12 protein-coding genes and 1 pseudogene are annotated in these 25,373 nt (G+C 67.2%); 4 read left to right on the forward strand and 9 right to left on the reverse strand.

Going from position 1 to position 25,373, the window contains the following annotated elements; translation table 11 throughout:
* Position 1: 1 nt before the first annotated feature.
* Together YWC_RS0123890 and YWC_RS0123895 are read right to left on the reverse strand one after the other, a co-directional pair.
* The gene (locus YWC_RS0123890) at positions 2 to 2,458 is read right to left on the reverse strand and encodes a glycoside hydrolase family 95 protein (protein ID WP_027867639.1); all 2,457 of its coding nucleotides are present in this window, start codon (positions 2,456 to 2,458) and stop codon (positions 2 to 4) included.
* Positions 2,459 to 2,474: 16 nt separating this feature from the next.
* Positions 2,475 to 6,260, reverse strand: coding sequence for a beta-galactosidase (locus YWC_RS0123895; protein WP_156923865.1), 3,786 nt, complete (start codon positions 6,258 to 6,260; stop codon positions 2,475 to 2,477).
* Positions 6,261 to 6,571: 311 nt separating this feature from the next.
* Between YWC_RS0123895 and YWC_RS0123900 the strand changes: the two genes are divergently transcribed.
* Positions 6,572 to 8,236 (forward strand): sodium:solute symporter family transporter, encoded by a 1,665-nt coding sequence (locus YWC_RS0123900; protein WP_027867641.1) that lies wholly within the window; start codon positions 6,572 to 6,574, stop codon positions 8,234 to 8,236.
* 2 nt (positions 8,237 to 8,238) lie between these two features.
* A complete protein-coding gene (locus YWC_RS0123905; RefSeq protein WP_036215770.1) occupies positions 8,239 to 9,132 on the forward strand; it encodes a polysaccharide deacetylase family protein in 894 nt (297 codons plus the stop codon).
* A gap of 48 nt (positions 9,133 to 9,180) precedes the next feature.
* Here the strand turns inward: YWC_RS0123905 and YWC_RS0123910 are convergent, their stop codons facing one another.
* The 6 genes from YWC_RS0123910 to YWC_RS0123935 all read right to left on the reverse strand — a co-directional run bounded on the left by YWC_RS0123910 (position 9,181) and on the right by YWC_RS0123935 (position 22,627).
* Positions 9,181 to 10,188: a glycoside hydrolase family 43 protein gene (locus tag YWC_RS0123910; RefSeq protein ID WP_027867642.1), complete on the reverse strand. Its 1,008-nt coding sequence runs from the start codon at positions 10,186 to 10,188 to the stop codon at positions 9,181 to 9,183.
* Positions 10,189 to 10,263: 75 nt separating this feature from the next.
* On the reverse strand, positions 10,264 to 13,473 hold the full coding sequence (locus tag YWC_RS0123915) for a TonB-dependent receptor (RefSeq protein ID WP_027867643.1): 3,210 nt from the start codon (positions 13,471 to 13,473) through the stop codon (positions 10,264 to 10,266).
* A gap of 232 nt (positions 13,474 to 13,705) precedes the next feature.
* Positions 13,706 to 17,443 (reverse strand): TonB-dependent receptor, encoded by a 3,738-nt coding sequence (locus tag YWC_RS30655; protein WP_051306716.1) that lies wholly within the window; start codon positions 17,441 to 17,443, stop codon positions 13,706 to 13,708.
* 256 nt (positions 17,444 to 17,699) lie between these two features.
* On the reverse strand, positions 17,700 to 18,938 hold the full coding sequence (locus tag YWC_RS0123925) for a hypothetical protein (RefSeq protein ID WP_027867644.1): 1,239 nt from the start codon (positions 18,936 to 18,938) through the stop codon (positions 17,700 to 17,702).
* A gap of 3 nt (positions 18,939 to 18,941) precedes the next feature.
* Complete coding sequence (locus YWC_RS0123930; protein ID WP_027867645.1) at positions 18,942 to 19,649, reverse strand: GntR family transcriptional regulator; 708 nt, start codon at positions 19,647 to 19,649, stop codon at positions 18,942 to 18,944.
* Between the two features lie 17 nt (positions 19,650 to 19,666).
* A complete protein-coding gene (locus YWC_RS0123935) occupies positions 19,667 to 22,627 on the reverse strand; it encodes a glycoside hydrolase family 2 protein (protein WP_051306717.1) in 2,961 nt (986 codons plus the stop codon).
* Positions 22,628 to 22,824: 197 nt separating this feature from the next.
* Between YWC_RS0123935 and YWC_RS0123940 the strand changes: the two genes are divergently transcribed.
* Together YWC_RS0123940 and YWC_RS0123945 are read left to right on the forward strand one after the other, a co-directional pair.
* Entirely contained in the window at positions 22,825 to 23,634 is an 810-nt protein-coding gene (locus YWC_RS0123940) for an NAD-dependent epimerase/dehydratase family protein (protein ID WP_027867647.1), read from the forward strand.
* Positions 23,631 to 25,079, forward strand: a complete 1,449-nt coding sequence (locus tag YWC_RS0123945; protein WP_036215779.1) for a sialate O-acetylesterase — start codon at positions 23,631 to 23,633, stop codon at positions 25,077 to 25,079. Before YWC_RS0123940 ends, YWC_RS0123945 begins: the two co-directional genes overlap by 4 nt.
* 32 nt (positions 25,080 to 25,111) lie before the next feature.
* Here YWC_RS0123945 and YWC_RS33415 read toward each other — a convergent pair.
* Positions 25,112 to 25,373 (reverse strand): annotated as a pseudogene (locus tag YWC_RS33415) (IS4 family transposase); the annotation flags it as partial.

A 25,373-nucleotide genomic window follows, 5' to 3' on the forward strand; every position in this document is an offset into this window, starting at 1 on the left:
CTCAACGCGGGCGCAACACGTAGGTCCGGCCCTTGACGGCGGTGAACGACAGCGTGTGCCCGACTTTATCCGGCGTGCTGCGCAGCCCCAGCCCTTCGACGATCACCGGCGCCGGCGTGCGGACCGTCGCGCGTCCGCCCACGCGGGAGGTAATGCGTGCCGACTTCAGGCGCCCCGCCTCCCAGTCGATGTCGACCACGTGGTTGCCGCGCCCGACCATTCCGCTCACCCGGCCGTCGCGCCAGCTGTCCGGCAGCGCCGGCAGCAGGTGCAGCTCGCCGTTCTGGCTCTGCAGCAGCATCTCGATCACACCCGCCGTGCCCGCGAAGTTGCCGTCGATCTGGAACGGCGGGTGAGCGTCGAACAGGTTGGCGTAGGCGCCGCCGTGCTTGTCGCCCGGCTTGGTCAGGCGCAGCAGCTTGCGAAACAGCGTGTAGGCGTGGTTGCCGTCGTACAGGCGCGCCCAGAAGTTCACCTTCCAGGCAAGGCTCCAGCCGGTGCCGTCGTCGCCGCGCAGCTCGAGGGTGCGGCGTGCGGCGGCGGCCAGTTCCGGCGTCGACAGGGGCGAGATCACGCGCGCCGGGTGCAGCGCATACAGGTGCGACACGTGGCGGTGATGTGGTTCGACCTCCTCGAAATCCTTGTGCCACTCCTGCAGCTGGCCCCGGGCGCCGACCTGGAACGGCAACAGCTTGGCGCGTGCATCCTCCAGCTGGCGGCGGAATGCGGCATCGACCCCGAGCACCTCGCTGGCGGCGGCGACGTTCTCGAACAGGTCGTGCGCAATCCCCAGGTCCATGGTGGAGGCGACGGTGACATTACCCTTGCGTCCTTCGCCGTAGTAGAAATCGTTCTCGGGCGAAGTCGAGGGCGCGGTGACCAGGCGGCCGTCGGCGTTCGGCTGCAGCCAGGCGAGCAGGAAGCGCGCCGCGTCCTTCATGATGGGATAGGCGCTTTCCAGGTAGCGGCGGTCGCCCGTGAACTGGTAGTGCTCCCATAGGTGCCGCGCCAGCCAGGGGCTGCCCATGGCCCAGTTGGCCCACTTGGGATCGCCCTTGCCGAGGTTCCCGACCGGATTGCTGGCAGCCCAGATGTCGGAATTGTGGTGTAGCGCCCAGCCGGGCGCGCGGTAGTAGGACGCCGCCGTCTCCTTGCCGGTGACGGCCAGGTTGCGGATCAGGTCGTCCAGCGGCGTGAACAGCTCGGCCAGGTTCGCGCTCTCTACCGGCCAGTAGTTCATCTGGACGTTGATGTTGGTGGTGTAGTTGCTGCTCCAGGGCGGCCTGAGCTCATGGTTCCAGATGCCCTGTAAATTGGCCGGCGCACCGCGCGTGCGCGAGGACGAAATCAGGAGGTAGCGACCGAACTGCACGTACAGCGCCTCAAGAGCCGGGTCGGCCCCGCCGTCCGTGTAGTCCTGCAGGCGGCGCTCCAGGGGCAGCGCGCTGCGGTCGTCCGCGCCGGGATTGATGACCAGGGACATGCGGTCGAACAGGCGGCGGAAATCCGCCACATGGGCCGCGCGCAGGGCGGCGGCATCACGCCGGGCTGCCCGTTCCAGGTGGGTGCGCGCCAGCGCTCCTTCGTCCTTGCCGGCGCTGTCCGGGCACTTGTCGAAGCCGTTGAAGCTGGTCGCCGCCGACACCAGCAGCGTCACTTCGGACGCGTCGCGGATGCGGATGCGCCCGTCCTGCTGCGCCACGGTGCCGTCGCGCACAACCGGCTTGACCAGCAGGGCGAAGCGCATGCCGCGGCAGCCGGCGGGGTCGTCCTGCACGATCGGTTCAGGGTTGTCACCCACGTAGTTCGGGTCCACCTGCGCGGGCGCCTTGCCGCCAAGGCGCAGCACGCCCTGCTCCACGGTGCTGCTGGAACGCAGCGGGCTCGCGGCCTGCAGGTCGAGGCTGATCCGGCGCGGCTGGTCCGCCTGCAGGCGCACGACGATGACCTGGTCGGGGTTGGAGGCGAACACCTCGCGCTGGTAGCGCACGCCGTTCGCCGTGAAGCTCGTGGTCTGGATGCCGTCGCGGATATCCAGCGCGCGCCGGTAGCCGGTGACCTCGCCGCCATTGAAATCCTGCCGCAGCTGCAGGTCGCCGAGCGGCAGGAAGCTTTGCGTATAAAGCCCCTGCATCTGGCGCGACAGCGCATAGGCTTGCGCGTAATCCTCCCTGGCCAGCGCCGCCCTCACCTTGCCGAGGGCAGCATACGCGCCGGGGTTGATGTTCTTGCCCACCGGCCCGCCACTCCAGAGCGTGGCCTCATTCAGCTGGAGCAGTTCCTCGCCCGGCCGGCCGAACACCATCGCCCCCAGCCGGCCGTTCCCGACCGGCAGGGCTTCGGTCCAGACGGCGGCCGGCTTGTCATAGTGCAGCGTCAGGGCGCCGCCGGGCTGGGCCCCGGCGGAGAAGCTCAGGCCGGCCGCTAGCGCGGCCAGGATCAGGCGAGATGGGGGCATCGGTATCGGCTCCGTTTTACTGCATGATTTCCAGGTCCACCCCGCCGCGCACCGCGCGCAGCTTGACCAGTTTCAGCGGCTCCAGCGCGTTTTCCTTGCGGCCGTCGGTCGTCACTGCCAGTGCAATGGTGTTCTCGCCGTTCGGGTTCAGGATACCCGGCGGGATCACGAAAGTGCGCTGCGGGCCGGTGTGGGCGATGAACTGCCCCATGTTCCAGCCGTTCACGAAGATCAGCGCCCGGTTCTCGCGCTCCGAACGCGGCTTGGTTGTATCGCCAATGGCCAGGCCCAGCTGCACGTCATGCCCTTTCGGCAGGTCCAGCTTGAAGCTGGTGCGCAGCCAGTAGGTGCCGGCTGCGGGCGGCGCATCGGTGGTGCGCGCCGCCTGCCAGCCCTTGGGCGAGGCCACCGGCAGATGCCAGCCCTGGCGCTCGCCGAACAGGCCGCCGTTGTTCATCGGGCCGCGCAGGCGGTCGACGATCTCCTCGCCGCCCTGGCGCCCCTGGATGCGCCAGGCGATCGGCACGCCGAAGCGCTGGCCGCCGCGCTTGGTCAGCGAGGCCGAGATCAGGCCGCGCGCCTCGCGGTGGTAGTCGTCGGCCATCAGGTTCCAGTTATGGCCGTTGTTGCGCACCATGACCGAGATGACGTGCTCGCCGGGTTTCAGGTCGCCGAGCGAGAGCTTGACGCTGTCGGTGGTCTCCGGGAAGGAGCGGCCGGTGTCGAGCTCGTGCTGGCCGATGAAGCGGCCGTCGATCCAGACCTGGATCAGGCCCGCGCCGCCGGCGCCGTAGAACAGTTCCAGCTGGTTCGCTTTCGGATCGGTGGCGGTGAAGCGCCCGCGGTACCAGACGTCGCCGTGGTGGAAGCCGTAGTCGCTCATCGACAGGGTCGGCTGGCCGCGTTCCGGCATGGTCCAGGTCTGGGCGGCCGATGGACGGCGGTCGGCCTGCACCCAGGCGCTGTCGTCGAAGCGCGGCGCGCTTTCCAGGCTGTCCATGCGGCGGGTCCAGGCCAGGCGCCCCAGGTCCGGCAGGTTCACCGCCTCCGGTCCCTTGACGGTGCCGGCACGCATGCTGCCGTCCGGCTGGCGCGTCAATGCCAGGTCCTGGCCGTTGAAGCTGGCGGCCTCGAAAGCGGGGCCCCAGATCTCGAACGTGCTGTCCTCGCCCGCGTCGCCGCGCATGGCGAGCTTGCCGCCGACGAGTTGGGCCGAGCGCACCAGCGCAGGGCTGAGCTGCAGCGCGCGGCCGGCGCCGGTCTCCTGGGTCCAGAAACGCAGGCTGGTCTGTTCGTCCGCCAGCAGGAGCAGCATCGGCGCCCTGCCGCCGCCCGAGATGCGCACCCGCGCCAGGCCGTCGTGCACGTAGTCCAGCACCAGGTCGCCCTTGGCCGCGTCCCAGCGCGACTTTACCTGTCCTGCCAGCACCTCGACGGTCGGCGCGCCGGTATAGCGCAGCACGGTCTGGCCCGCCTGCCCATCACGTCCGTGCAGCAGCGCGATATCGCGCTCGCCGTTGCGGAAATGGGTCTGCAGCTCGGAGGTCGAGTACACCAGGCGCTGGCGCTCCATGTCGTAGGAAGCCAGCAGCATGCGCGCATCCTGGCCGCGCAGCGTGGTGCCGAAGCTGTACTCGCCGTCGCGGGTGGCCAGCTTGACGCTGAAGGCTTCCTCGCCCTTGCCATCCGTGGGATTATGGGCGGCGAAGATCACGTGGGTGCCCAGGCGGCGGTTGACGTTGTGGTAGACCTTGACCTTGCCGTCCGCGGGCGCCAGCGCCGGGCCCTTGTCCATCTCGGCCAGCACCTGCTCGGCCGCCTGCACCAGCATGCCTTGCTGCTTGAGCGCATAGGCTTTCGGACGCAGGCCGCGGTCTTCCGAGATCGGGGCGCCGTAGTCGTAGGAGGTATACACCACCGGGCCGGCCAGCCAGCCCCAGGAGGTGCCGCCGAAAGTCATGTAGACGTTGTGGATCGTGATCCGGTTGATCAGGTTGGTGCCGTAGAACACGCGCTGGTAGCCGGTGCCCTGGCGCTCGGCGGTGCAGTTGTAGGTGCCGTTCGAACCCCAGTAGTCGAACCAGCCGCCGCCCAGCTCCGCAGCGAAGCCGGGCGTGCCCGGCGAGGTGAGCGAGCCGACCTTGCCGCTGCCCGTCGCGTAGATGCCCCAGTCCGGCGCCTTGTTGGCGCCCGCCGGGTTGGCGAACACGTCGCAGCTGCCGCCGGGGTAGCCATCAAAAGCATAGATATCGGTCGGGCCCTGGTTGGCCCAGGGGGCGCTGGAGTTCTTCGGCGCCCAGTCCGGCAGGCGGCCGGCCGCGTTGTGGAAGAAGGGTACGGTAATCCCGTCGGCACGCGCCTTGCGCGCCAGGTGCTCCATCTGGCGCACGTGCTTCGGCTCGACCTTGCCCAATTCGTTCTCGAGCTGGTAGGCGATCACGTTGCCGCCGCCGTCGCTGGCCTGGTGGCGCGCGATGATCGCATTAATCTGGGTCATCCACTCGTCGACGGCCGACAGGTAGACCGGATCGTCGGTGCGCGCTTCGGCGCGGCTGCGGAACATCCAGCCCGGATAGCCGCCGCCGGTCAGCTCGGCATTCACATAAGGGCCGGTGCGCGCGATCACGTACATGCCCTCCTCTTTCGCGATCTGCAGCGCGCGCTCGACGTTGCGGATGCCCGAGAAGTCGTACACGCCAGGCGCCGGCGAATGGTAGCCCCAGTCGAAGTAGAAGGCCACGCCGTTGAAGCCGAGCGCCTTCATCTTCTGGATCACGTCGCGCCACAGCGAAGGGTTGGGCAGGCGGAACGGGTGGATCTCGCCCGACCAGACCACGATGCGCTTGCCGTCGACCTTCAGCGAATACTGGTCCCAGGCGATCGTCTTCGGACGTCCCTTGGGCGCGGCGATTCTGTCGAAGGCCTTGGCGTCTTCACCCATGACCCCGAACGAGGATGCCATGGCGGCCGTCCCAAGCAGGCGGCTTTGCGCGCTCCAGGTCCGGCCGCCGTCCTGGCTGTCGGCGAACCAGGCGCGCTGGCCGTCGTCGCCGCGGGTGTACAGGCGCAGCGTCGCGCCCAGGCGCACCAGCCCTGCCGCCTTGATGCCCGTGCCCAGGCCGTTCAGGGTCGATTGCGGTTCGACGCGCCACGGCCCTTTCAGGTCGGCCGCCCGCGCCAGCACCAGGCGCCCGCTGGCCGCTTCGCGCGCCACCGCCACGAAGCCGTCGCCCTCAGGGGCGACGACGGTGTCGGTGTAGCCGTCCTCGAGGCCACGCATCGGCGCGGGCGCCGACAGATTGGCCAGCTGGGCGTCGGGGGTGAGGACGTGGCTGCCGCGCCCGATGGTGGCGACCAGGTGGAGCTGGCCGTCGGCGCCGCGCACCCAGTTCGGCGCGCGGACCTGGCTCGAGGCAATCCCGACTTCGCGCGCCGCTTCCCAGCGGCGCAGGTCCGTCGAGCTGGCCAGCCCGAGCGAACCCGGTGCTGCGCCGCCATAGGCCAGCACATAGCGGCCATCGGCATGACGCGCCAGGGTGGGGTCGCTCAGTTTGCCGGACGGCGGGGTCCAGGTCTCGGAGGCGAGCGAGACGAAATTGGCGCCGTCGTTCGACGACAGCAGGCTGAGCGTGTTCGCGGCGCCGGCGGTAAGCGCGGGCATCAAGACCACCTGGCCGGACTTGGACGCGGCCTGGGCGCTGGGCGTACCGGCCTGCTGGCCGGACCCTTGCGGAATGCCGAGCTCCTGGGCCGCGGCCGAACCGCCGAGTAGCCCCGCCACTGCCAATGCGAGGGCGCGCATGCGTCCTGCCTGTCTGTCACTGCTGGAATCAAACAACTTCATTGCTGTCTCCTTATTATATGCAGGACATTCTAGGTGCTCTTCCGTATACCGATCAACGCAACGGAGAAAGAATCAGGCAGCTGATCGTACGTAAGGACACATGGAGCCATTCGCTCAAGCGAATGAGTATTTCATGCAGGGGCACGCAGTTCTTGCCCGTTATGCAAAGATTGGGACCGCGGAGCCCGTCCCTGGCGCTCCGCCCGCCGCGACGCCGGCCGGATAACAAGGAAGTGCGCCGCACTGCCAAGACGAGACACCGCTACCCAATGAATTCGTTCTCCTCACTCGACACATTCGTCTTCCTCATCTATTTCGTGATCGTGGCCGGCTACGGCATCTGGATCTACCGGCGGCGCAACGGCTCCGGCAAGGAATCGCACGACTACTTCCTGGCCGAGGGCTCGCTGACCTGGTGGGCGATCGGCGCCTCGCTGATCGCCTCGAACATCTCGGCCGAGCAGTTCATCGGCATGAGCGGCTCGGGCTTCCGGATCGGCATGGCCATCGCCGTCTACGAGCTGATGGCGGCCGCCACCCTGATCATCGTGGCGGTGTTCTTCATGCCGGTCTACCTGAAGAACCGCATCTACACCATGCCGCAGTTCCTCGAGCAGCGCTACGGTCCCAAGGTGGCGACCGTGATGGCCTGGTTCTGGCTGGTCCTGTACATCGTCGTCAACCTGACCGCGATCCTGTACCTGGGCGCGCTGGCGATCAACAGCATGGTCGGCATCGGCGTGCTGCCGTGCATGCTGTTCCTGGCGGTGTTCGCCACCATCATCACCCTGGGCGGCATGAAGGTGATCGGCTACACCGACGTGATCCAGGTGTTCTGCCTGGTGATCGGCGGCCTGGTCACCACCTGGATCGCGCTCGACCTGGTGGCGCGCCTGTCGGGCAACGAAGGCGCCATGGTCGGCATCCGCGAGCTGTTCGCGCGCGCCGGTGGCCACTTCGACATGGTGCTCTCGCGCGACAACCCGAACTACATGGACCTGCCGGGCCTGTCGACCCTGATCGGCGGCATGTGGATCGTCAACCTGAGCTACTTCGGCTGCAACCAGTACATCACCCAGCGCGCCCTGGGCGCCAGCCTGCCGGTGGCGCGCAAGGGCCTGCTGTTCGCCGCCTTCCTGAAGCTCCTGATGCCGGTGATCGTGGTCCTGCCGGGCATCGCCGCGTATGCGCTCGACCAGGGCGGCATGCTGGGCGACTCGCTGCGCCCGAACGGCGAACTCAATCCCGACCGCGCCTACCCTACCCTGCTGACCCTGCTACCGGAAGGCCTGAAAGGCGTCGCCTTCGCCGCCCTGACCGCGGCCGTGGTGGCTTCGCTGGCCGGCAAGGCGAACAGCATCGCCACCATCTTCACGCTCGACATCTACCGTCCCAAGTTCCGCCCCGACGCCAGCGAGCGCCACATGGTCTGGATCGGCCGCATGACGGTGGTCGTCGCGATGGCGATCGCAGTGGCGATCGCGCCGCTGATGGGCATCGACAAGAAAGGCGGCTTCCAGTACATCCAGGAATACACCGGCTTCGTTTCGCCCGGCATCCTGGCCATGTTCCTGCTCGGCTTTTTCTGGCGCCGCACGACCGGGGCTGCTGCGATGTTCGCGGCGATTGCCAGCGTGGGCCTGTCGATCGTATTGAAATTCCTGCCGGACTTCGTCGACCTGTCCTTCCTGGCGCCGATCGGCTTCGCGGCCAACAACGGCAGCGGCGTCTACGAGATCCCGTTCCTGGACCGCACCCTGATCGTGTTCCTGATGATCGTGATTGGCATGGCCATCATCAGCCTGCTGGGCCGCCAGCCGGCATCGACCATCGTCAAGGTCGAGCGCAGCCTGTTCAAGGTGGAGCCGGGCTTCGCCTTCGGCTCGGCGGTGGTGTGCGCGATCCTGGTGATCATCTACGCGGCCTGGTGGTGAAAATGAAACGGCTGGCGGGCGTCCTGCTCGCCGCCCTCGCCCTTCCGGCAGGGGCGGCGGAGCGCTTCGACATCGCCATTACCGTCGACGACCTGCCGATGCATGGGCAGCTCCCGCCGGGCATGACCCGGCTCGGCATTGCCCACAGCACGCTCGATACCCTCAAGGCGCATGGCGTGCCGGAAGCCTTTGGCTTCGTCAATTCGGCCAAGATCGCCCGTGAACCGGGCAGCGAGGCGGTGCTCGACGCCTGGCGCGCGGCAGGCTACCCGCTGGGCAACCACACCGCCACTCACATGAACCTGGCGCGGGCCGAGTCCTTCGCCGCCTGGCGCGAGGACGTGATCGCCGGCGAGCCCGCGGTGGCCGAACGCATGCCGGGCCTCGAGTGGCGCTGGCTGCGCTTTCCCAACCTGGCGGCCGGTTCGCGCCTCGAGGAGGCCCTGGCCTTCCTGGGCCCGCGCGGCTACCGGGTGGCCGATGTCAGCGTCTCGTTCAGCGACTGGGACTATACGGACGCCTATGCCCGCTGCGTCGGCAAGAATGACGGGGCTACGATTGATGCCATGAAGCGCCAGTTCCTCGATGACGTCGACAAGGGCATCGTGCGCATGAAAGAGGATTCGCGCCGCGTGTTCGGGCGCGTGATCCCCCAGGTGTACCTGATGCACCTGGGCGGCTGGAGCGCCGTCACCCTGCCCGAGGTGATGAAACGGCTGGATGCGGCTGGCGCACGCTACGTGACGCTGGCCCAGGCGCATGCCGACCCGGTCTATGCAAAGCCTGGCGGCGGCAGCGTGATTACCCGTGTCGTGAAGGAACGCGGCATTTCGCTGTCCGGCGGCGAGGGCGCACCCGCCACGCCGCGTCTCGATCCCAAAACGCTCTGCCGCTGACCGCAGGGTGGGCGGCGTAGCCGCCCACCCTGCGAAAACGGCACACTGTCAGTCCGCCACAGGCTCCCCAAACTCCGGCGACCCATCCGCACGCCAACGAATCACCTGCGCCCGCGTATGCCGGTTCGGATCACGCAGCGGCTCGCCCACGATGTCGCGGTAATTACGTGCATGGTAGACCAGGATGTCGGTCTTGCCGTCCGGCGTCGTCGTGAAGCTGTTGTGTCCCGGCCCGTACTGTCCGTTGGCCGCGCTGCTGCGCATCACCGGCACCGGCGACTTGGTCCACGAACCTACATCCAGCAGATCGGCGTCCGCCGGCGCGCTGAGCAGCCCGAGCGCATAGTTGGCGTCGGTCGCACTGGCCGAGTACGTCATCCATACCCGGCCGTTCTTCACCAGGAAGGACGACGCCTCGTTGACCTCGTGGCCGATCTTCTCCCAGGCGTACTCCGGCCGCGTGAGCATGACCGCCGGCTGGCGGATCGCCAGCGGCCCGTCCATCTTCGCCAGGTAGATGTTGGTGCCCTTGCTGCCGTCCGGCGCGCGCTGGGTCCAGCTCAGGTAGCGCTGGCCGCGGTGCTCGAAGGTGGTCGCGTCGAGCGAGAAGCTCTCCCAGCCGGTCTTGAGCTGGCCGCGCTCGATCCACTCCCCTTCGAGCGGATTGGCGGACGCGTTCTCCAGCACGTACAGGCGGATTTCCCAGATCTTGTCGGCGCGGCCAGCGGTGAAGTAGATGTACCACTTGCCGTCAATGCGGTGCATCTCGGGCGCCCAGATGTGCGCGCCCATCTCGCCGCTGGCGTGCTTGCGCCACACCACCTTGGCGTCGGCGGCGCCCAGTTCGTTCAGGCTGCGCGCGCGGCGCACCTCGATGCGGTCGTACTCGGGCACGGTGGCGGTGTAGTAGTACCAGCCGTCCGGCTGCAGGGTGACGTGGGGATCGGCGCGCTGGCGCACCAGCGGGTTGGCGAAGCTGATTTCTGCGGCGGCGATCGGCTGGATGGCGAGCAGCGCCAGCATGGCGGCGGCGGCGAAAACGGCAGGACGGTTCATTGGGACCTCGACAAGTAAAAAAGCCAGTCATCGTGAGATGACTGGCAAATCGGAACAGGAGTCGTTACAAGGCGATCACAGTTTCATCGACACCGTGAAGTAGTAGCGGCGGCCCGCCCAGGCCAGTTCGTTCAGGCGGAAGCTGTCGCCGGCGTCGAGGCGCCGCACTTCGTCGGTCAGGTTCTTGCCTTCCAGCGCGAAGGTAATGTTGTCGTTGTAGCGATACTGCACCTTCGCATCCAGGTAGCCGGTCTTGGCTTCGAACACCGGATTGCCCGAGACGTCGTTACCGCCGGTGAAGAAGCGATCGCGGAAGCTGTAGGCCACGCGCGCATTGATCGGGCCCTTGTCGTACCACAGCGACAGGTTGTACGCGTTCTTCGACATGCCCGGGTAAGGCAGCACGGTGTTGTCGAGGACGTTCAGGCGCTCGGTGCCGGCCGCATACTTGTAGTTCATGCGGGTGTAGTTGGCGTCGACGCCGAAGCCGCTCAGCCAGCCCGGCAGGAAGGTCAGCGCGGTACGGCCGGCGATCTCGACACCCTTGGTGGTGGCGCCCTCGCCGTTCACGGCCTGGGTGACGTCGAACAGCTCGCCGTTCTTGAACAGGTCCACGCCGCGGGTCAGCACGCGCTCCATCACGTAGCTGGTGATGTCCTTCTTGAAGAAGGCCACGGACAGCTGGCTGTCGGCGCCCGGGTAGTACTCGAAGCTCAGGTCGGTGTTGGTCGAGCGGTAGGGCTTCAGGTCCGGATTGCCGGCGGTGCAGTCGTCGGTGCCGTCGCCGCCGAAGGCCGGATTGCCGCTGCCGCGGATACAGGTCGCGTTCGGCGCCAGCAGGTCCATCTTCGGACGCGCCATGGCCTTGGACCAGCCGACGCGGGTAACCAGCTTGTTGTCGATCAGCCAGGCCGCGCCGTTGAAGCTCGGCAGCACGTCGTTGTAGGTGTTCTCGACGGTCGCCACCGAGTTGCTGACGACGATGTCGCTGAAGGTGGTCGCGCCCGGAGCGGTCGCCTGGCGGATCGAGTAACGCGCCAGGCCGGTCGAGCGGTCGCGGGTACGGGTGTAGCGCACGCCGACGTTGCCTTCGACTTCCTTGCCCAGCACCTGGGTCGCGTAATCCAGGCGCAGGTAGGTCGCGGCGATGCGCTCGTCGATCATGAAGGCCGGGATCTGCGGGTACATGTTGCCGTCGCTGCCGGGCGCATTGCGCAGGTTGCCATGGTTGAAGTTCGTCGTATCGAAGAACTGGGTCGCGTTGGCGTACACCGGCGACATCCAGCCCGACGGCAGGCCGGAGACCTTGTCGTAGCCGTCGAAGAAGGTGCCTGGCGTGCGACCCTGCACGGCGGTGACCAGCGCAGCCATCTGGGCGGCGTTCAGGTAGCGGGTGCTGTGGCTGCGGTTGATGAAGGTCTGGGTATCGTTCGGACGCTGCGCCGAGCCGGTGTAGATCGGATCGAAGACCGCGGTCTGGTTGACGTTGGCGCTCAGCACGTTGATGTCGTCCGCGGTCGAGCTCAGGTTGGCGCCGTTGCTGGCCAGGTAGCCGCCGCCGTTGAACTGCTCGGACGAGGCCTTGCGCGCCTGGGCGCCGAACCAGACCTTGGTGAAGAACGGCGTGTCGAGGCGGTACTTGAGGTCGATCTTCGCCTGGTGTTCCTTGTTCTCGGTCTCGCTCGGACGGTACTGGAGCTGGGCCTGGACGTAGGAGCTCGGGCTATCCGGGCTGTAGCCGGCCGGGAAGGTGAAGCGCGGCAGACTGTCCGGACCCAGGGCCACCTTCAGGCCGGGTGCGTTCTGGGTCAGCACGATGCTGTTGCTGTTGCTGTCGTACAGCGACTTCGAGGTGCCGACCAGGCCGGTCACTTCGAGGCGGTCGCGCTTGAAGCTGAAGCCCGACGACAGGTAGCGCGAGTCGATGTCGAGCTGGAAGTCGCGCGCCGAAGTGCTGAAGGCGCCCTGCCCGCCCACGCCCGCCCCGAACAGGCAGGAGCCGACCACGTACTCGGTCACGTGGTGGTTGCTCACCACCATGCCAGGGGTCGCGCTGGTCGGCGCGGTGCAGGCGCCGGCGGTGGTCGGCACGCCGTTGGCGCCGTAGACCGGGGCGCGGCCGGTGTTGGCCAGGCGGCCCGCGTTGGCGAAGTCGGTGCCGAAGTTGCGGTCGTTCAGGCGCTGGCGCTGGGTATTGGCCTGGTAGGTCGCATAGGCATTGAATTCCTTGCTGAACGCGTACTGGGCGGTGACTTCACCCGAGGAGCGCTTGTGGTCGCGGGTCCAGAGGCCGTAGCGGGCGATGCCCGGCGAGTAGTCGAACCACTGGCTGCGGCAGGCGGTCTGCTGCGCGGCGGTGAGACCCGAGGTGGCGCAGGCGGCGGCGCTGCCCACGGCGGCAACTTTCGGGTCGATGCTGTTGACGGTCTTTTCCGGCGAGTTGTCCCAGTCCTGCAGGAAGCGCCACGAGGTGTTGCGCGCATAGTCGTTCTGGGTCAGCACCTTGTCGTAGACGAAGTTGGCCATCAGGCCCAGCTTGCCGTCGAAGTACTTGTCGGCCATGTACAGGTTGCCGCGCGGCTGGACGCCGCCGCGCGAGGTCGAGTGCTCGGCCGCGATGCTGGTGCCGATGGTCGGCTTCTTGAAGTCGAGCGGCTTGCGGGTGGTGATCTGCACGGTGCCACCCACGCCGCCTTCGGTCATGTCGGCGGTCAGGCCCTTGTAGACGTCGATCGAACCGATCAGCTCCGAGGCCAGCTCGCGCAGTTCGGCGCCGCGCCCGGCGCCGCCATTGGTGCCGAGCACCGACATGCCGTTGACCTCGACGCGGTTCAGGTCCGGCTCGACGCCGCGGATCGCCACCTGGGTGCCTTCGCCGAAATCGCGCGACAGCTGCACGCCGGTCACGCGCGACAGCGCTTCGCCCACGTTCTTGTCGGGGAACTGGCCGATGTCTTCGGCCACGATCGAATCCGACACGGTGCCGGCGTTCTTCTTGCGGGTGATGGCGGACGCCACCGACTGGCGGGTGCCGGCGATGTGGACGACCTGCGGTGCGGGCGCAGGTGCGGCGACGGCGGCGCCGGCGGTACCGGAAGCGGTCGCGCCGGCGCCGGACTGGCCCTGGGCGGTCGAGGTGGAAGCGGATGCGGCGGGCGCTGCCTGTGCTTGTGCGGTTTCCTGCGCCAGCGCGGCTTGTGCCGCCAGGAGGGTGATCACTGCGGCGACTGCGCGGGCGCAGCGGGTCGGATGCAGCACGGAGGTGCTGGTCATGGCTTGATTCATCGATGTCTCCATGGGCTCTGTAGTTTGAAATACGGCTTGGCCTTGAAAACATTCTATGTGCGCACGGTCGCGTTAATCCATTTAGGGTCGAAAGAATCACCGAACTGATCGAAATGGCAAAATTGCATCGGCAACCGATCAATACGGTGATCGTTTCGGATGCGACCGCCCGTAAACGCAGATGGCCGCCGCGAGTGCGGCGGCCATCCGGCCCTGCCACCCTACGTGATGATTAGCCGCCGAACTTGAAGTTCAGGCCCGCCATGTAGGTGCTGCCCGCATACGAGTCGGTGTACACGTTCGGGGTGCCGTCCGCGAACACCGAGTAGCCGCCGGTGTTGGAACCGGTGTGGGTCTTGCCCAGGTTGCGCCCTTCCAGGAAGAACTCGATGTTCTTGGTGAAGCGGTAGGCGATCTTGGCGTCCACGTAGCGGGTGCCGAGGCGGAACAGCGGCGCACCCGGGCTGTAGGTCGGGAAGCGCACGTTGGTCATGCCGACCACCGGGTAGTTGTTCACCGAGTTGGTGTTGCAGCCCGAGGTGCACGAGAAGGTGTCCGCCTTCACCTGCAGGCCGACGCGCATCGACAGGGCGCCGTCGTCGTACCACACCGAGGCGTTCCAGGAGTGGCGCGGCTCGCCGGCCACCGGCAGCAGTTCGCCGGTGATCAGGTCGCGCAGGCCGCCGCCGTTCAGGGTCGCCTTGTTGCGGGTGTAGTTCGCGTCCACGCCGGTATAGCGCAGGTACCACGGCAGCACCGAGAAGGCGACCTTGGCCGAGACCTCGAAGCCCTTGCGGGTGAACGGGATCTGGTTGGTCCAGCGGCGCTGGGTGAACACCAGGTCGGACAGCGACTTGCCGGTCTGCGGGTCGACCGCGTCGGAGCCCGCGAACGGCTTGACGTTGTCGACGGTTTCGATCAGGGTCGGCGCACCGGTGACGCCTTCCTGCTTGTAGACGGCGCCGGCCAGCATGATGTCGCGGTTGGCATACCATTCCAGCGACAGGTTCTGGTTATGGTTGGTCAGCGGCTTGATCTCCGGGTTGCCCATGACGTCGGTGCAGCGCATCGACGCTTCGTTGCCGTCGCCGTCGAGCTCGACCAGGTTGCGGCCGTCGTATTCGCAGGTGCCGTTCGGGATCAGGCGGCCCGCGGCCGGACGGGCGATGGTCTTGCCCCAGTTGTAGCGCAGGACCAGCTTGTCCGGAATAAGCCAGGTGTTCAGGTTGGCCGACGGCAGGTAGTCGGTGGTGCTCGCATTGATCGCGGTATCGCGGCGATAGACGCGGGTGCTGATGCCGTTCGCGTTGTTCGGGTCGAGCGGATTGTAGGCGGCGGTCGGCACGATCGAGCGGAAGGTCAGCTGGCCGCTGCCGATCACCTTGGTGCGCACCGCGCGCACGCCGACGTTGCCGTCGAAAACGATGCCGAAGGGCAGCGAGCGCTGGGTGAACGGCAGGCGATCCACCTCGAAGTTGGCCATCATGTAGCCCGCATCGACGGTCTCCACGATCGAGTTCACCGGCTGCTTGTACATCTGGCCGTCGCTGCCGATGCATTCCTTGATGCAGTCGAGGTTATAGTTCGGCACGCCCAGCAGTGCGTAGACCTTGTCGATGTCGAACTCGGTCCAGCCATTGGTCAGGTTGCCTGGACGGTCCGGATCGCCCGCATAGAACTGCGCGGTCGGCTGCTTGGTGTAGCCCTGGTTGAACAGCGAACGGTACTGCTCCGGCGAGATGACGATCGTGCCCTGGCGCGCGTTGCGCGGGTCGGTGCTCGGGTTATAGCCGTACTGGCATGGACGGCCGCCCGGCGCCAGCGAACCCGGCGTGTTTTCGCACACCTGGAAGGTGGTGCGCAGGTTGTTGGTGGAGACGTAGGTGCCGGGGATGTAGCCGGCCGTGCCGAAGGTGCCGACGGCATCCTGCACGGTCGGGCCGCCAGTGCCCCAGTGGTCGTAGCCGCTCTTGCGCCGGCTGTAGCCGACCTTGATCGAGGGGACGAAGGGGATGTACTCGTCGGTGTAGATGTCCAGGTCCAGCTTGGCCGTCTTTTCGAACGACTCGTTGATGCGCGGGTTCTGGAACGCCAGGGTGGTGGCGCCGTTCACGCGCGGCAGCTGGGCCGCAGTGTAGGCAGGTGCGCCCGGGGTGGTGAAGCTCGGTGCGACCGCGGCTTGCGCCGCCTGGTTGGCGAGCGTCAGCCAGCTGTTCGGGTCGCTCAGGTTCACCGAGCCGGCCGGCGTGTAGTTCCAGATACCGTTCGGCAACACGGTGGCCTTGGTGGTGCCGAGGTAGGCGCTCTGGCCCATGCGCTTTTCGTAGCGGTAGAAATCGGACTTGGAGTCGCCGATCAGGAACTCCGCGCGTACGATGCCCTTCTTGTAGGTACCGCCGGCCTGGGTGTAGCTGGACTTGGTGCCGGTGGTGATCGTGGTGTTGTCGACGCCGTAGACACCGTCCGAGAACTCGAAGCCGGTCACGTGGTGGTTGCCGTCCACGGTCACCGAGTTCGGGTTGACGTTGGACACCGCGCCGTTCAGGGCGCCGGTGCTGCGGTAGGTCAGCTCGCCCGGATAGAGGTAGTAGCCGGAGGCCGGGTTCAGGGCACGGGTGCCCCAGGCGCCGTTGGCCAGCTGGGTGGTCGAGATGGTGTCGACGAAAGGTGCGCCACTGAAGCCGTTCGGTCCGCGCACGGTGGCCGGATTCACGCCCACGCCGCCGTAGCCGAGGTTGGTGCTGTACGAGATCACGTCGCCCTTGCTGCGGCTATGCTTGGCATAGACGGTGAGCGCATCGTTGACCTTGAAGTCGAGGCGGATGTCGCCGCTGGTGCGGTCATCGTTCCAGCGGTTGACGAAGTAGCGGGTATTGCTCGGCACCCAGTCGTTCCACTGGCCCAGGCAGCTCAGCAGCGCCAGCTGGGTGATGTTCTGGGCATTGGTACGGCCGTTGTTGCCGGTCGCGATCTGGCTGGCCACGTTGGCCGGCAGCAGCGGGAATTTCTGGTAGCACTCGGCCTTGGTCTTGGCGGCGGCCGAACCTTCCAGCACATCCTTCGGCGTCATGCTGGTCCAGTTGCCCAGCGCCGCATTGCTGTACGGGACCGTGTAGAACGGCGTGGTCGAGGCCTCGTCGTTCATGTTCAGGGTATCGGGGCGCAGCGCAACCGTCTTCTCCGGCGAATTGTCGAAGTCCATCGGGCGGTACTGGCCGACCACGCCGCTGTTGCCGCCCTGGTTGATCGAGTGGGCTTCCTGGTTGACCTTGCTCTTCGAGAGGTTGACCAGCACGCCCAGGCGGTCGTTCATGAACTTCTTGGCGCCGATCAGGTTGAGGTTGGGGTTCTTCTTCTTGTTGAGCGAATTCTGCTGGGCCGCCACGCGGAAGGACAGGTAATCCTTCTTGAAGTCGAGGCCGTTGCGGGTCTGGATCCGCACGCCGCCGCCGAGCGAGCCTTCGGTCATGTCGGCGGTCGAGCCCTTGACCACGTCCACGCTCTTGATCAGGTCCGAGGAGAGCTGGCGCATCTCGACCGCGCGTCCGCCCGAGGTGTCGGCGCCGGCACTGATGCCGCCCAACATGTCGGCGCCGCCGGCCTGCTGCACACCCATGCCGTCCAGTTCCACGCGGGTCAGTTCCGGGCCATTGCCGCGGATCGACACGCTGATGCCTTCGCCGAATTCGCCGCGGTCGACCGCCACGCCGGCGATGCGCGAAATCGCGTCGGCGACGTTACGGTCCGGGAAAGCGCCGACGTCTTCGGCGATGATCGAATCCTGCGCGGTGGCGGCGTTCTTCTTGCGGGCGATCGCGCTGCGCTGCGATTCGCGCGAGCCGACCACCAGCACCGTCTCGACGGCGCCATCGGCCGCGGCTACCGGCGCCGTGGACGAGGTCGACGATGCCTGCGGCGTGGCCGCCTGCTGCGCGTATGCGCCAGTCGCGACCAGCGAAGCCAGTGCCATGGCGACTGCCTGACTGATGCGGTTTACGGGGAACCCATGCTTGGTATACGGTGCCATCTCTCCTCCTTGTTGTCTGTCTTATGTGATCGTTGTGCTCAACGATGAACGCAGTCGATTGTTATTGAATGAAATCAATACAACAACCGGCTTCGAACCATTTGCGCCAAACACTCACGGGCTTGAGCGGTTGGTGCGAAAGCGCCACATCTGCCGATGGGGACTGATGCCGTTTATGACATCGCAGGGCCGCGCAAAGTTATCGCTCGGGCGCAATCTGCTGGTGGCACAGCCACTTGCGGATCGGCGCTCCGCTGCGATACTGGCCATATGTGGCGGCCGATCGGATGCTGGTGCGCGGGATGGTCTCCCTGCTCCGCTTGCCGCGGTGTCCATCCAGTCCCAGGCGCACCGCCTTCACCGCGGCGGCCGGTCCGTCCGTGGTGATGCGGATGATGTCGCCCTCCACTCGCAGCGCGGAAAGCGCGCCGCCATCGAGGCCGATGCCGAGCCAGGGCAGCGCCAGCCCAGGGAGCTGCTCCACCTCGGCAGGCTCGCTCAGCGTGAGCAGGATCTGGTCCGGACCGGCGACGCGCGCGGAAACGGCGCGCAGCACGTCCCAGTGGCCATGGCGGCGCAGGTGCTCGAAGGCGACCGCATACAGCTCGCCGCGCATGTCGTGTCCTTCGCTGCTGTGATGCAGGAAATCGTGGGCGAAGGGAAAGTTGTAGGTCGGCCCCAGGCAGAAGTAGGCGCCGCCCTCCCCCAGGCTTTGCACGTGGCGCGCCAGGATCGCGCACGCGCCGCTTGATTCGGCATCGAAACTCGAGGGCTGGGAACTGAGCAGCCACACCGGCTCGCGCTGCTGGGTGATGGCGCGGATGCCCGCCTCGATCTCGGCGCGGACCTGCTCCTGCAGTTCGCCCAGGTGCGATTCACCCGCATCGCTCTCGCCCTGGGCCATGATGACCACCGGTACGACGTAGCGCTTGCCTTCGCGCCGCAGCGCCGCGTCAACCGCTTGCGCGGTGCGCATCAGGTTGCGAAAGCCGTGGTAGCGCGGCTGCGCATCGCGCGCCAGCTTGCGTATCTTCTGTCCGCCTTCGGCGACATTAAACAGCACGAACTCCTGCCCGGACAGGGCCGATTGTGCCAGGCGCAGCACCATGCTTTCGCCGGCCGTGCTGCCGTGGGTAGCGCTGCCCATCGCGCCGCGCAGGGGCGCCAGGCCGGTGACGGCGTCCGCCTCGAAGGAGCGGCCGCCGACCGTGGCCTGGCCCAGCCACACGTTGCCGGATGCCGTGCGCGGCATGCGCAGCCCCGCCGGATACTCCGAACGCAGCACGGAGGCAGCCTTCATGGCCTGGCCTTCCGCATTCGATTGGCCGTACTCGATCACGCCCAGCACGCGCGCCGCCTCTGCCCTGCCCGGCAGGATGGCGGCGCATCCGGCCGGCAGCATGGATGCCAGGGCGAGCAGGAAGGGACGGCGCCGCATGGCTCAGCTCCGGTAGTCGACCGGCAGCAGCAGTTCCGGGTAGCGCTCGCGCAGCGCGTCGATCGCGTTCAGGGTGCCGGAGAGGTGGGTGCGCACGCTGCGCTGCGCGCCCGCCGCGTCACCGCGCGCGATACGCTCCGCGATCTCGGCGTGCTGCGCCAGGATCGAGCGCGCCTTGCCGTTCATCGGCAGGTGCAGGCGGCGCAGGCGGTCCAGGTTGCCGCTGCGGCTGCGGTTCAGGGACCACAGGTCCGGCACGGCCGCCGCTTCGTACATGGCGCGGTGAAATTCCATGTCCACCGCCGTGAAGCCCGCCAGGTCGCCCGCTTCCAGGCAGGCGCGCTGGCGTGCGACCAGGCTTTGCAGCGTGCGCCCGAGCGCGGCATCGCCGCGCTGCGCCAGCGCATACACCATTTCCAGCTCCACCGACAGGCGCAGGAAGTGGGCCTGGCGCGCCTGCGCCAGGTCGATCCGGCGCACCTGCGTCTGGTGCTGCGGATAGATGTCGACCAGGTGTTCTTCCTCCAGGCGCAGCAGTGCCTCGCGCACCGGGCTGAGCGACAGCCCGTAGTACTCGCACAGCTGCGGGCGCGGCAGCACCGTGCCCGGCCCGACTGCCAGGCTGACGATCAGCTCGCGCAGGTGCTCGAACACCTGGACCGTCGCGTTGCGCGAGCGGTCGAGGCGAAACGGAATGCCGACAAGATTCATCGAAGCTGTCACCCCAATCAGGATTCCGGGAACTCGTAGAACTCGGCTTCGACGATCGCCAGCGCGGTCCGCGCGACGCGCTGGGCGCCAGTGTCGGTATTCGCCTGGTTCGCCACCTCGGTCAGCTGGATCGCGCCGGCATCGTCGGCCTGGCCGTCGAGGGCGATGCGCACCTGGCTGCCGCGCTGCCCCTTGAATGGCAGCGTGACGTAGCCGAGGCTCTTCGGCGTGGTGCCGCGCCAGACCTCGACGCCATCCACGAACACGCGCAGCGGATAGCTGCGCTCGCGCCAGCCGGCCAGCTTGAGCGTGACTTCGCGCAGCAACGCGGGGCGCGCCAGCTGGTAGGTGATCTCCGCCGCCTCGCCGGTCTTGCTGGTCCAGTTGGTGGTTTCGTCGTCGTCGAAGGAGTGCGCGGCCTGTTCGCCGTTGCTCGCTGCCTGCGCGGAGGCCACCGGCACCGCGATGCGCGAGACCGTGAAGGACGGCGTGCTTGGCGTCGGGCCGCGGTCCAGGCGCAGCGGCGGCGGCGCCGGCAGCGCGGCCAGGCCACCCTCGACCTTGACCGCTTTGGAGGCGAAGCTCAGCGTCGCCGGCGCCAGGCCATCGGCGCGGGCGCGCAAGGTGATTTTCCCGGGCTGTGTGGTGCTGCGCACGAACACCCGGTTCACGCCGCCCTCGACCGGCAGCGAACGCGCCAGCACATGGTTGCCTGGCCCCTGCGCGATGCCGCCGCGCCACTCGGCCGGGCCATCCAGTTCGAAGTGCACGGTGTCCAGCGCCACCGGGTTGCGGCGGCCCTTGGCGTCGACCGCCTCGACCTGCACCAGCGCCAGGTCGGCGCCGTCCGCGCGCAGGCCGTGCGGCGAAGGGATGTTTTTCAGGCGCAGCGCCACCGGCTTGCCTGCAGTGGCGAGAACCGTCTCGCACACCTGCTTGCCCTTGGCGTCGTAGCCGACCGCCTTCAGCTCGCCCTCTTCCCAGGCCACCTGGTCAAAGGTGAACAGGAAGCGTTCGCTTTGGCGTGCGCTGCCGACCTCCTTGCCGTTCAGGGTGAGTTTGACCGTCTCGGCGCTCGAGATCACGTGCACCGGCTTTACCGTGCCGGGCGCGTAGTTCCAGTGGCCGACGATGTGGGCGCGCGGGCGCTCGACGTCGACCCAGCCGTCCCACATCACCTGGTGCGCAAAGAAGGCATCCTTCGGGATGCGCATGGCGTCGACTTCGCCGCTGCGGCGGTAGTTCTCGGCGCCGCGGTGGTGGGTATTACTGTCCGAGAAGATGATGTTGACGCCGCCGCTCGAGACGCGCGTGCCGGTGCCCGGACGCTCGCGCCAGTAGTCGTACCAGCGGCGCACGGCCTCGATCGCGAAGCTGTCCTGATTATGATTATAAGACGGCGCGGGCTGGCCCTTGTGCGGCGGACCGTCGCCGTTCTTGTGGAAGGGAGGACTGAGCTCGTCCCAGAACTTGCGCGCGCCTTCGTCGCGGTTGTACTCCGTGGCCCACATCGGGTTGCGCGCGCTCTTATTGATGTACAACATTTCGCCGCCGTACTCGGCCACCTGCTGCAGCTGGCTGCTCAGCATCTCGCGGCTGCCGGCAGCGCGCCCGCCATGCGGGTCGTAGCGGTCGCGCAGTGCTTTCATCTCCGCCATGTGCTCGGCGCTCACGCCCTTGTTGCCGGACTCGTAGAACAGGATGCTCGGGTTGTTGCGGTAGTAGACGATGGCGTCGCGCATGGTTTCCACGCGCTGGCCCCAGCGGCGGCCGTCCACATCCTTCTCGGAGTCGCCGGCGGGCATGGCCTGCATCAGGCCAACGCGGTCGAGCGACTCCACATCCTGCTTCCACGGCGCGATGTGCATCCAGCGGATCAGGTTGGCGTTGCTCTCGACGGCCAGGCCATTGCTGTAGTCGCTCAGCCAGGCGGGCACCGACAAGCCGATCGCCGGCCATTCGTTCGAGGTACGCTGGGCATAGCCCTTCATCTGCAGCACGCGGTCGTTCAGCTTGATCACGCCATTGCCGAATTCGGTCTTGCGAAAACCGGTGCGGGTGGTGACGCGGTCCAGCGGCTTGCCGTCGACCTTCAGGGTCGTGACCACGTCGTACAGGTAGCCGTAGCCCCAGCTCCAGAAATGCAGCCCCTTCACATTCGCGCTGGCCTTGGCCACCGTAGTGGCGCCGGGCGCCAGGGTCTGGGCCGGCGCGGCGAAGCGCGCCACGGTCTTGCCGTCCTTGTCGCGTACTTCGACCTCGTAGGTGAAGCTGCGCGCCTGCTGCCCGTCATTGCGCACTTCTGATTCGGCGGCGATGGTGGCCGTGCGTCCCGGGATGTCGAAGTCGCGCGCATAGACGTAGACCCCGGTGGTACCCAGGTTCGAATACAGCGGCAGGGTCTGGTACAGCGGCTCGGTCACGTGCAGGCGCACGTTCTTCGGCAGGCCGCCGTAGTTGGCGTTGAAGTTGCGGTCGGCCCACTGGTAGCGCTGGCCGGTGGCCTGCTCCTTGTAGTCCCAGCGGTTGTCGGTGCGCACCGCGATCACGTTCTCGCCCTTCACCAGGGCACTGCCGATCTCGAAGCCGAAGGCGGTGACGCCGTTCTCGTGCAAGCCGATGCGGCGGCCGTTGACGAACACTTCGGCCGCCTGGCGCGCCCCCTCGAACTCGAGGAAGACCTTCTGGCCCGGCTTGAGGTCCTTGACGCTGAAGCGCTTGCGATACCACGCGACACCAGTCGAGTGGTCGACGATGTCCTTGGCAAAGGCGTCGTCCTCGTTCCAGGCGCGCGGCAGCGTGACGGGCTTCCAGGCCTTGTCGTCGAAGCCGGCCTGGGACGCGCCCGCCGGGTCGCCGACCATCAGCTTCCAGCCGGGGTTGAAGTCGTACTGGGCACGGTCGGCATGGGCCGGGGCGGCCGCGAGGAAGGCGGCCAGCGCAAAGGCGGACAAGTGCAAGGGAGCGGAACGGAACATCGAGGGTCTCCAGGACGGGAATCGGACGGCCTCGCCGGGCCGTTGAGCTAATATATTAGTAGCTTAGCGTGCTATTGTTCAGCATTTGCCGAATTACTCAAGATCGTGAGCGTTCGCTGACCGAACGTTGACACCCGCCGCGAATGCGCCGGTAATGGCGCATCCGTTTCAACCAGTCCAACAAGGCCTTCAGCATCATGAGCAAACCATTCAAACGCATCCTCTTCACCGGCGCCGGTGGCAATCTTGGGCGCCGCCTGCGCGAACGCCTGCACGAATTCGCCGACATCGTGCGCCTGGCCGACGTCGCCGACATCGGACCCGCAGGCCCGGGCGAGGAAGTGGTGCAGTGCGACCTCGCCGACCGCGAGCAGGTGATGCGCATGTGCGAAGGCGTGGACGCGATCCTGCACTTCGGCGGCGTCTCGACCGAGGTCGAATTCGCGCCCATCATGCAGGCCAACATCCTCGGCATGGTCAACCTGTACGAGGCCGTACACAAGCTGGGCATCCGGCGCGTGGTCTTCGCCAGCAGCAACCACACCATGGGCATGTACCAGACCAGCGAGCGGGTCGACGCCGGCATGCTGCCGCGCGCCGACGGCTACTACGGCCTGTCCAAGGTCTGGGGCGAGAACCTGTCGCGCTACTACTGGGACCGTTTCGGCATCGAGACCGTATGCCTGCGCATCGGCTTCTGCTTCCCGGAACCCGGCACCCACCGCCAGATGGTCACCTGGCTCAGCCTGGACGACCTGGTCGAACTGCTGCGCCGTTCCCTGGTCACGCCACGCGTCGGCCACACCATCGCCTTCGGCGTTTCAAGCAATCCGGGCAGCTGGTGGGACGACCGCCATTCGCGCCACCTGGCCTTCGTCGCCAAGGACAGCTCGGCGCAGTTCCTCGACAAGCTATCCACCGAGGTCACGTACCCGACGCCGGACGACCTCACCACCTTCCTGCAGGGCGGCCCCTTCCTGAACATCGGACCGAAGTACCCGTCATGAGGTCCCCTCATGCCCGCGCTGCCGGCCTGGTCGCGTTCGCGCTGCTGGTGGCGCTGCCGGCCGGCGCCGAAGTGCGCCTGCCCAGCGTGCTGTCCGACCACATGGTGCTGCAGCGCGCAGCCTGGGTGCCGGTCTGGGGCTGGGCGGCGCCGAACGAGGCGGTATCGGTGCGCTTCGGGAACCAGACGCTCGGCACGGTCGCCGATAGCGACGGACGCTGGCGCATCCACCTCGACCTGAGCCAGGCGCCGCCGACGCCCGGCGTGCTGTCGGTGCGCGGCGCGGGCAACGAGATCCTCGTCCAGGACGTGCTGGTCGGCGAAGTGTGGCTGGCCTCGGGCCAGTCGAACATGGAAAAGCCCTTCGGCGAAAAGAAGGGACAGCTGCCCACCTTCGGTTCCGAGGAAGCGCTCGCCGGCGCCGAGCAGCCCGAGATCCGCCTGTTCAAGGTGGCCAAGCTCAAGGCCGCCCAGCCGGGCGAGGACGTCAGCGGCGCCTGGGTGCGCAGCACGCCTGCCGCGCTCATTGGCACCCAGTTCTCGGCGGCCGCATACAGCTTCGGGCGTCGCCTCAGGCAGGAGCTGGGCACGCCGGTGGGCCTGATCGACGCCACCTGGGGCGGCACCCGGATCGAATCGTGGACGCCGCCGGACCTGCTCGGGCAGCTGGACTTGCCGCCCGCGGTCAAGGACAAGCCCGCCTCCCTGTACAACGGCATGATCGCCGGCCTGGCGCCCTTCAGGCTCAAGGGCGCGCTCTGGTACCAGGGGGAATCGAACATCCTCCACACCGACGACGGTCCCGCCTACACCGCGAAGATGGAAGCAATGATCCGGGGCTGGCGCCGCGCCTTCGGGCAGGATCTGCCCTTCTACTACGTGCAGCTGGCGCCGCACCTGTATTCCGTGGTGCGCAAGGACCAGGGTGTCGGGGGCCCGGAATCGCTGCCGCGCCTGCGCGAAGCCCAGCTTGATGCGCTGCGCATTCCGAATACCGGCATGATCGTCACCACCGACCTGGCCGACGACCTGCGCGACATCCATCCGCGCGACAAGCAGAGCGTCGGGCTGCGCCTGGCCAACCTGGCGCTGGCCGAGACTTACGAGCGGCCGGGTATCGCCGCCCATGGCCCGACCTACCGCGCGATCCGCGTCGCCGGCAGCCAGGCGACCCTCGGTTTCGACCATGCGCAGGGGCTGGCCGCCCGCGACGGCAAGCCGCTCGACTGGTTCGAGATCGCCGGCAGCGATGGCCGCTACCATCCCGCGACGGCCACGATCCGGGGCAGCGAGGTATTCGTGAGCAGCCCGTTCGTGAACCAACCCAAGTCCGTGCGCTTCGGCTGGCATGAGGCGGCCACGCCCAACCTGGTCAACGGCGCCGGCCTGCCGGCCGTCCCCTTCCGGTCGGGACACCCGATTCCGAAGAATCCCCCGCGGATATAAAAAAAGCGGCGCATCGCGCTAATGCCGTTCAGTTAAGGTAGCTTCTTGACCTTCCGGACGGCATAACGCTTCGGCGTTGCCTTGACGGCCCGGTCGCATTTGCGGCCGGGCCGTTCATCTTTCAGAAGGCTAACCAGCCTTTCCCGCAAATGCTTCATTGATGCGGGCAATTTTCCATATGATCTGGTCACGCCTGCCCAATGCAGCTCGAACTGGATCAGGTGGAAAGCACGGATGAAGCTGACCTCAGTTGGCTCGCATTTGACCGTCAGCGCAGCCTTGGCGATTTCAAGG

The sequence above is a fragment of the Massilia alkalitolerans DSM 17462 genome (assembly GCF_000427785.1).
GTDB lineage: Bacteria > Pseudomonadota > Gammaproteobacteria > Burkholderiales > Burkholderiaceae_D > Telluria > Telluria alkalitolerans.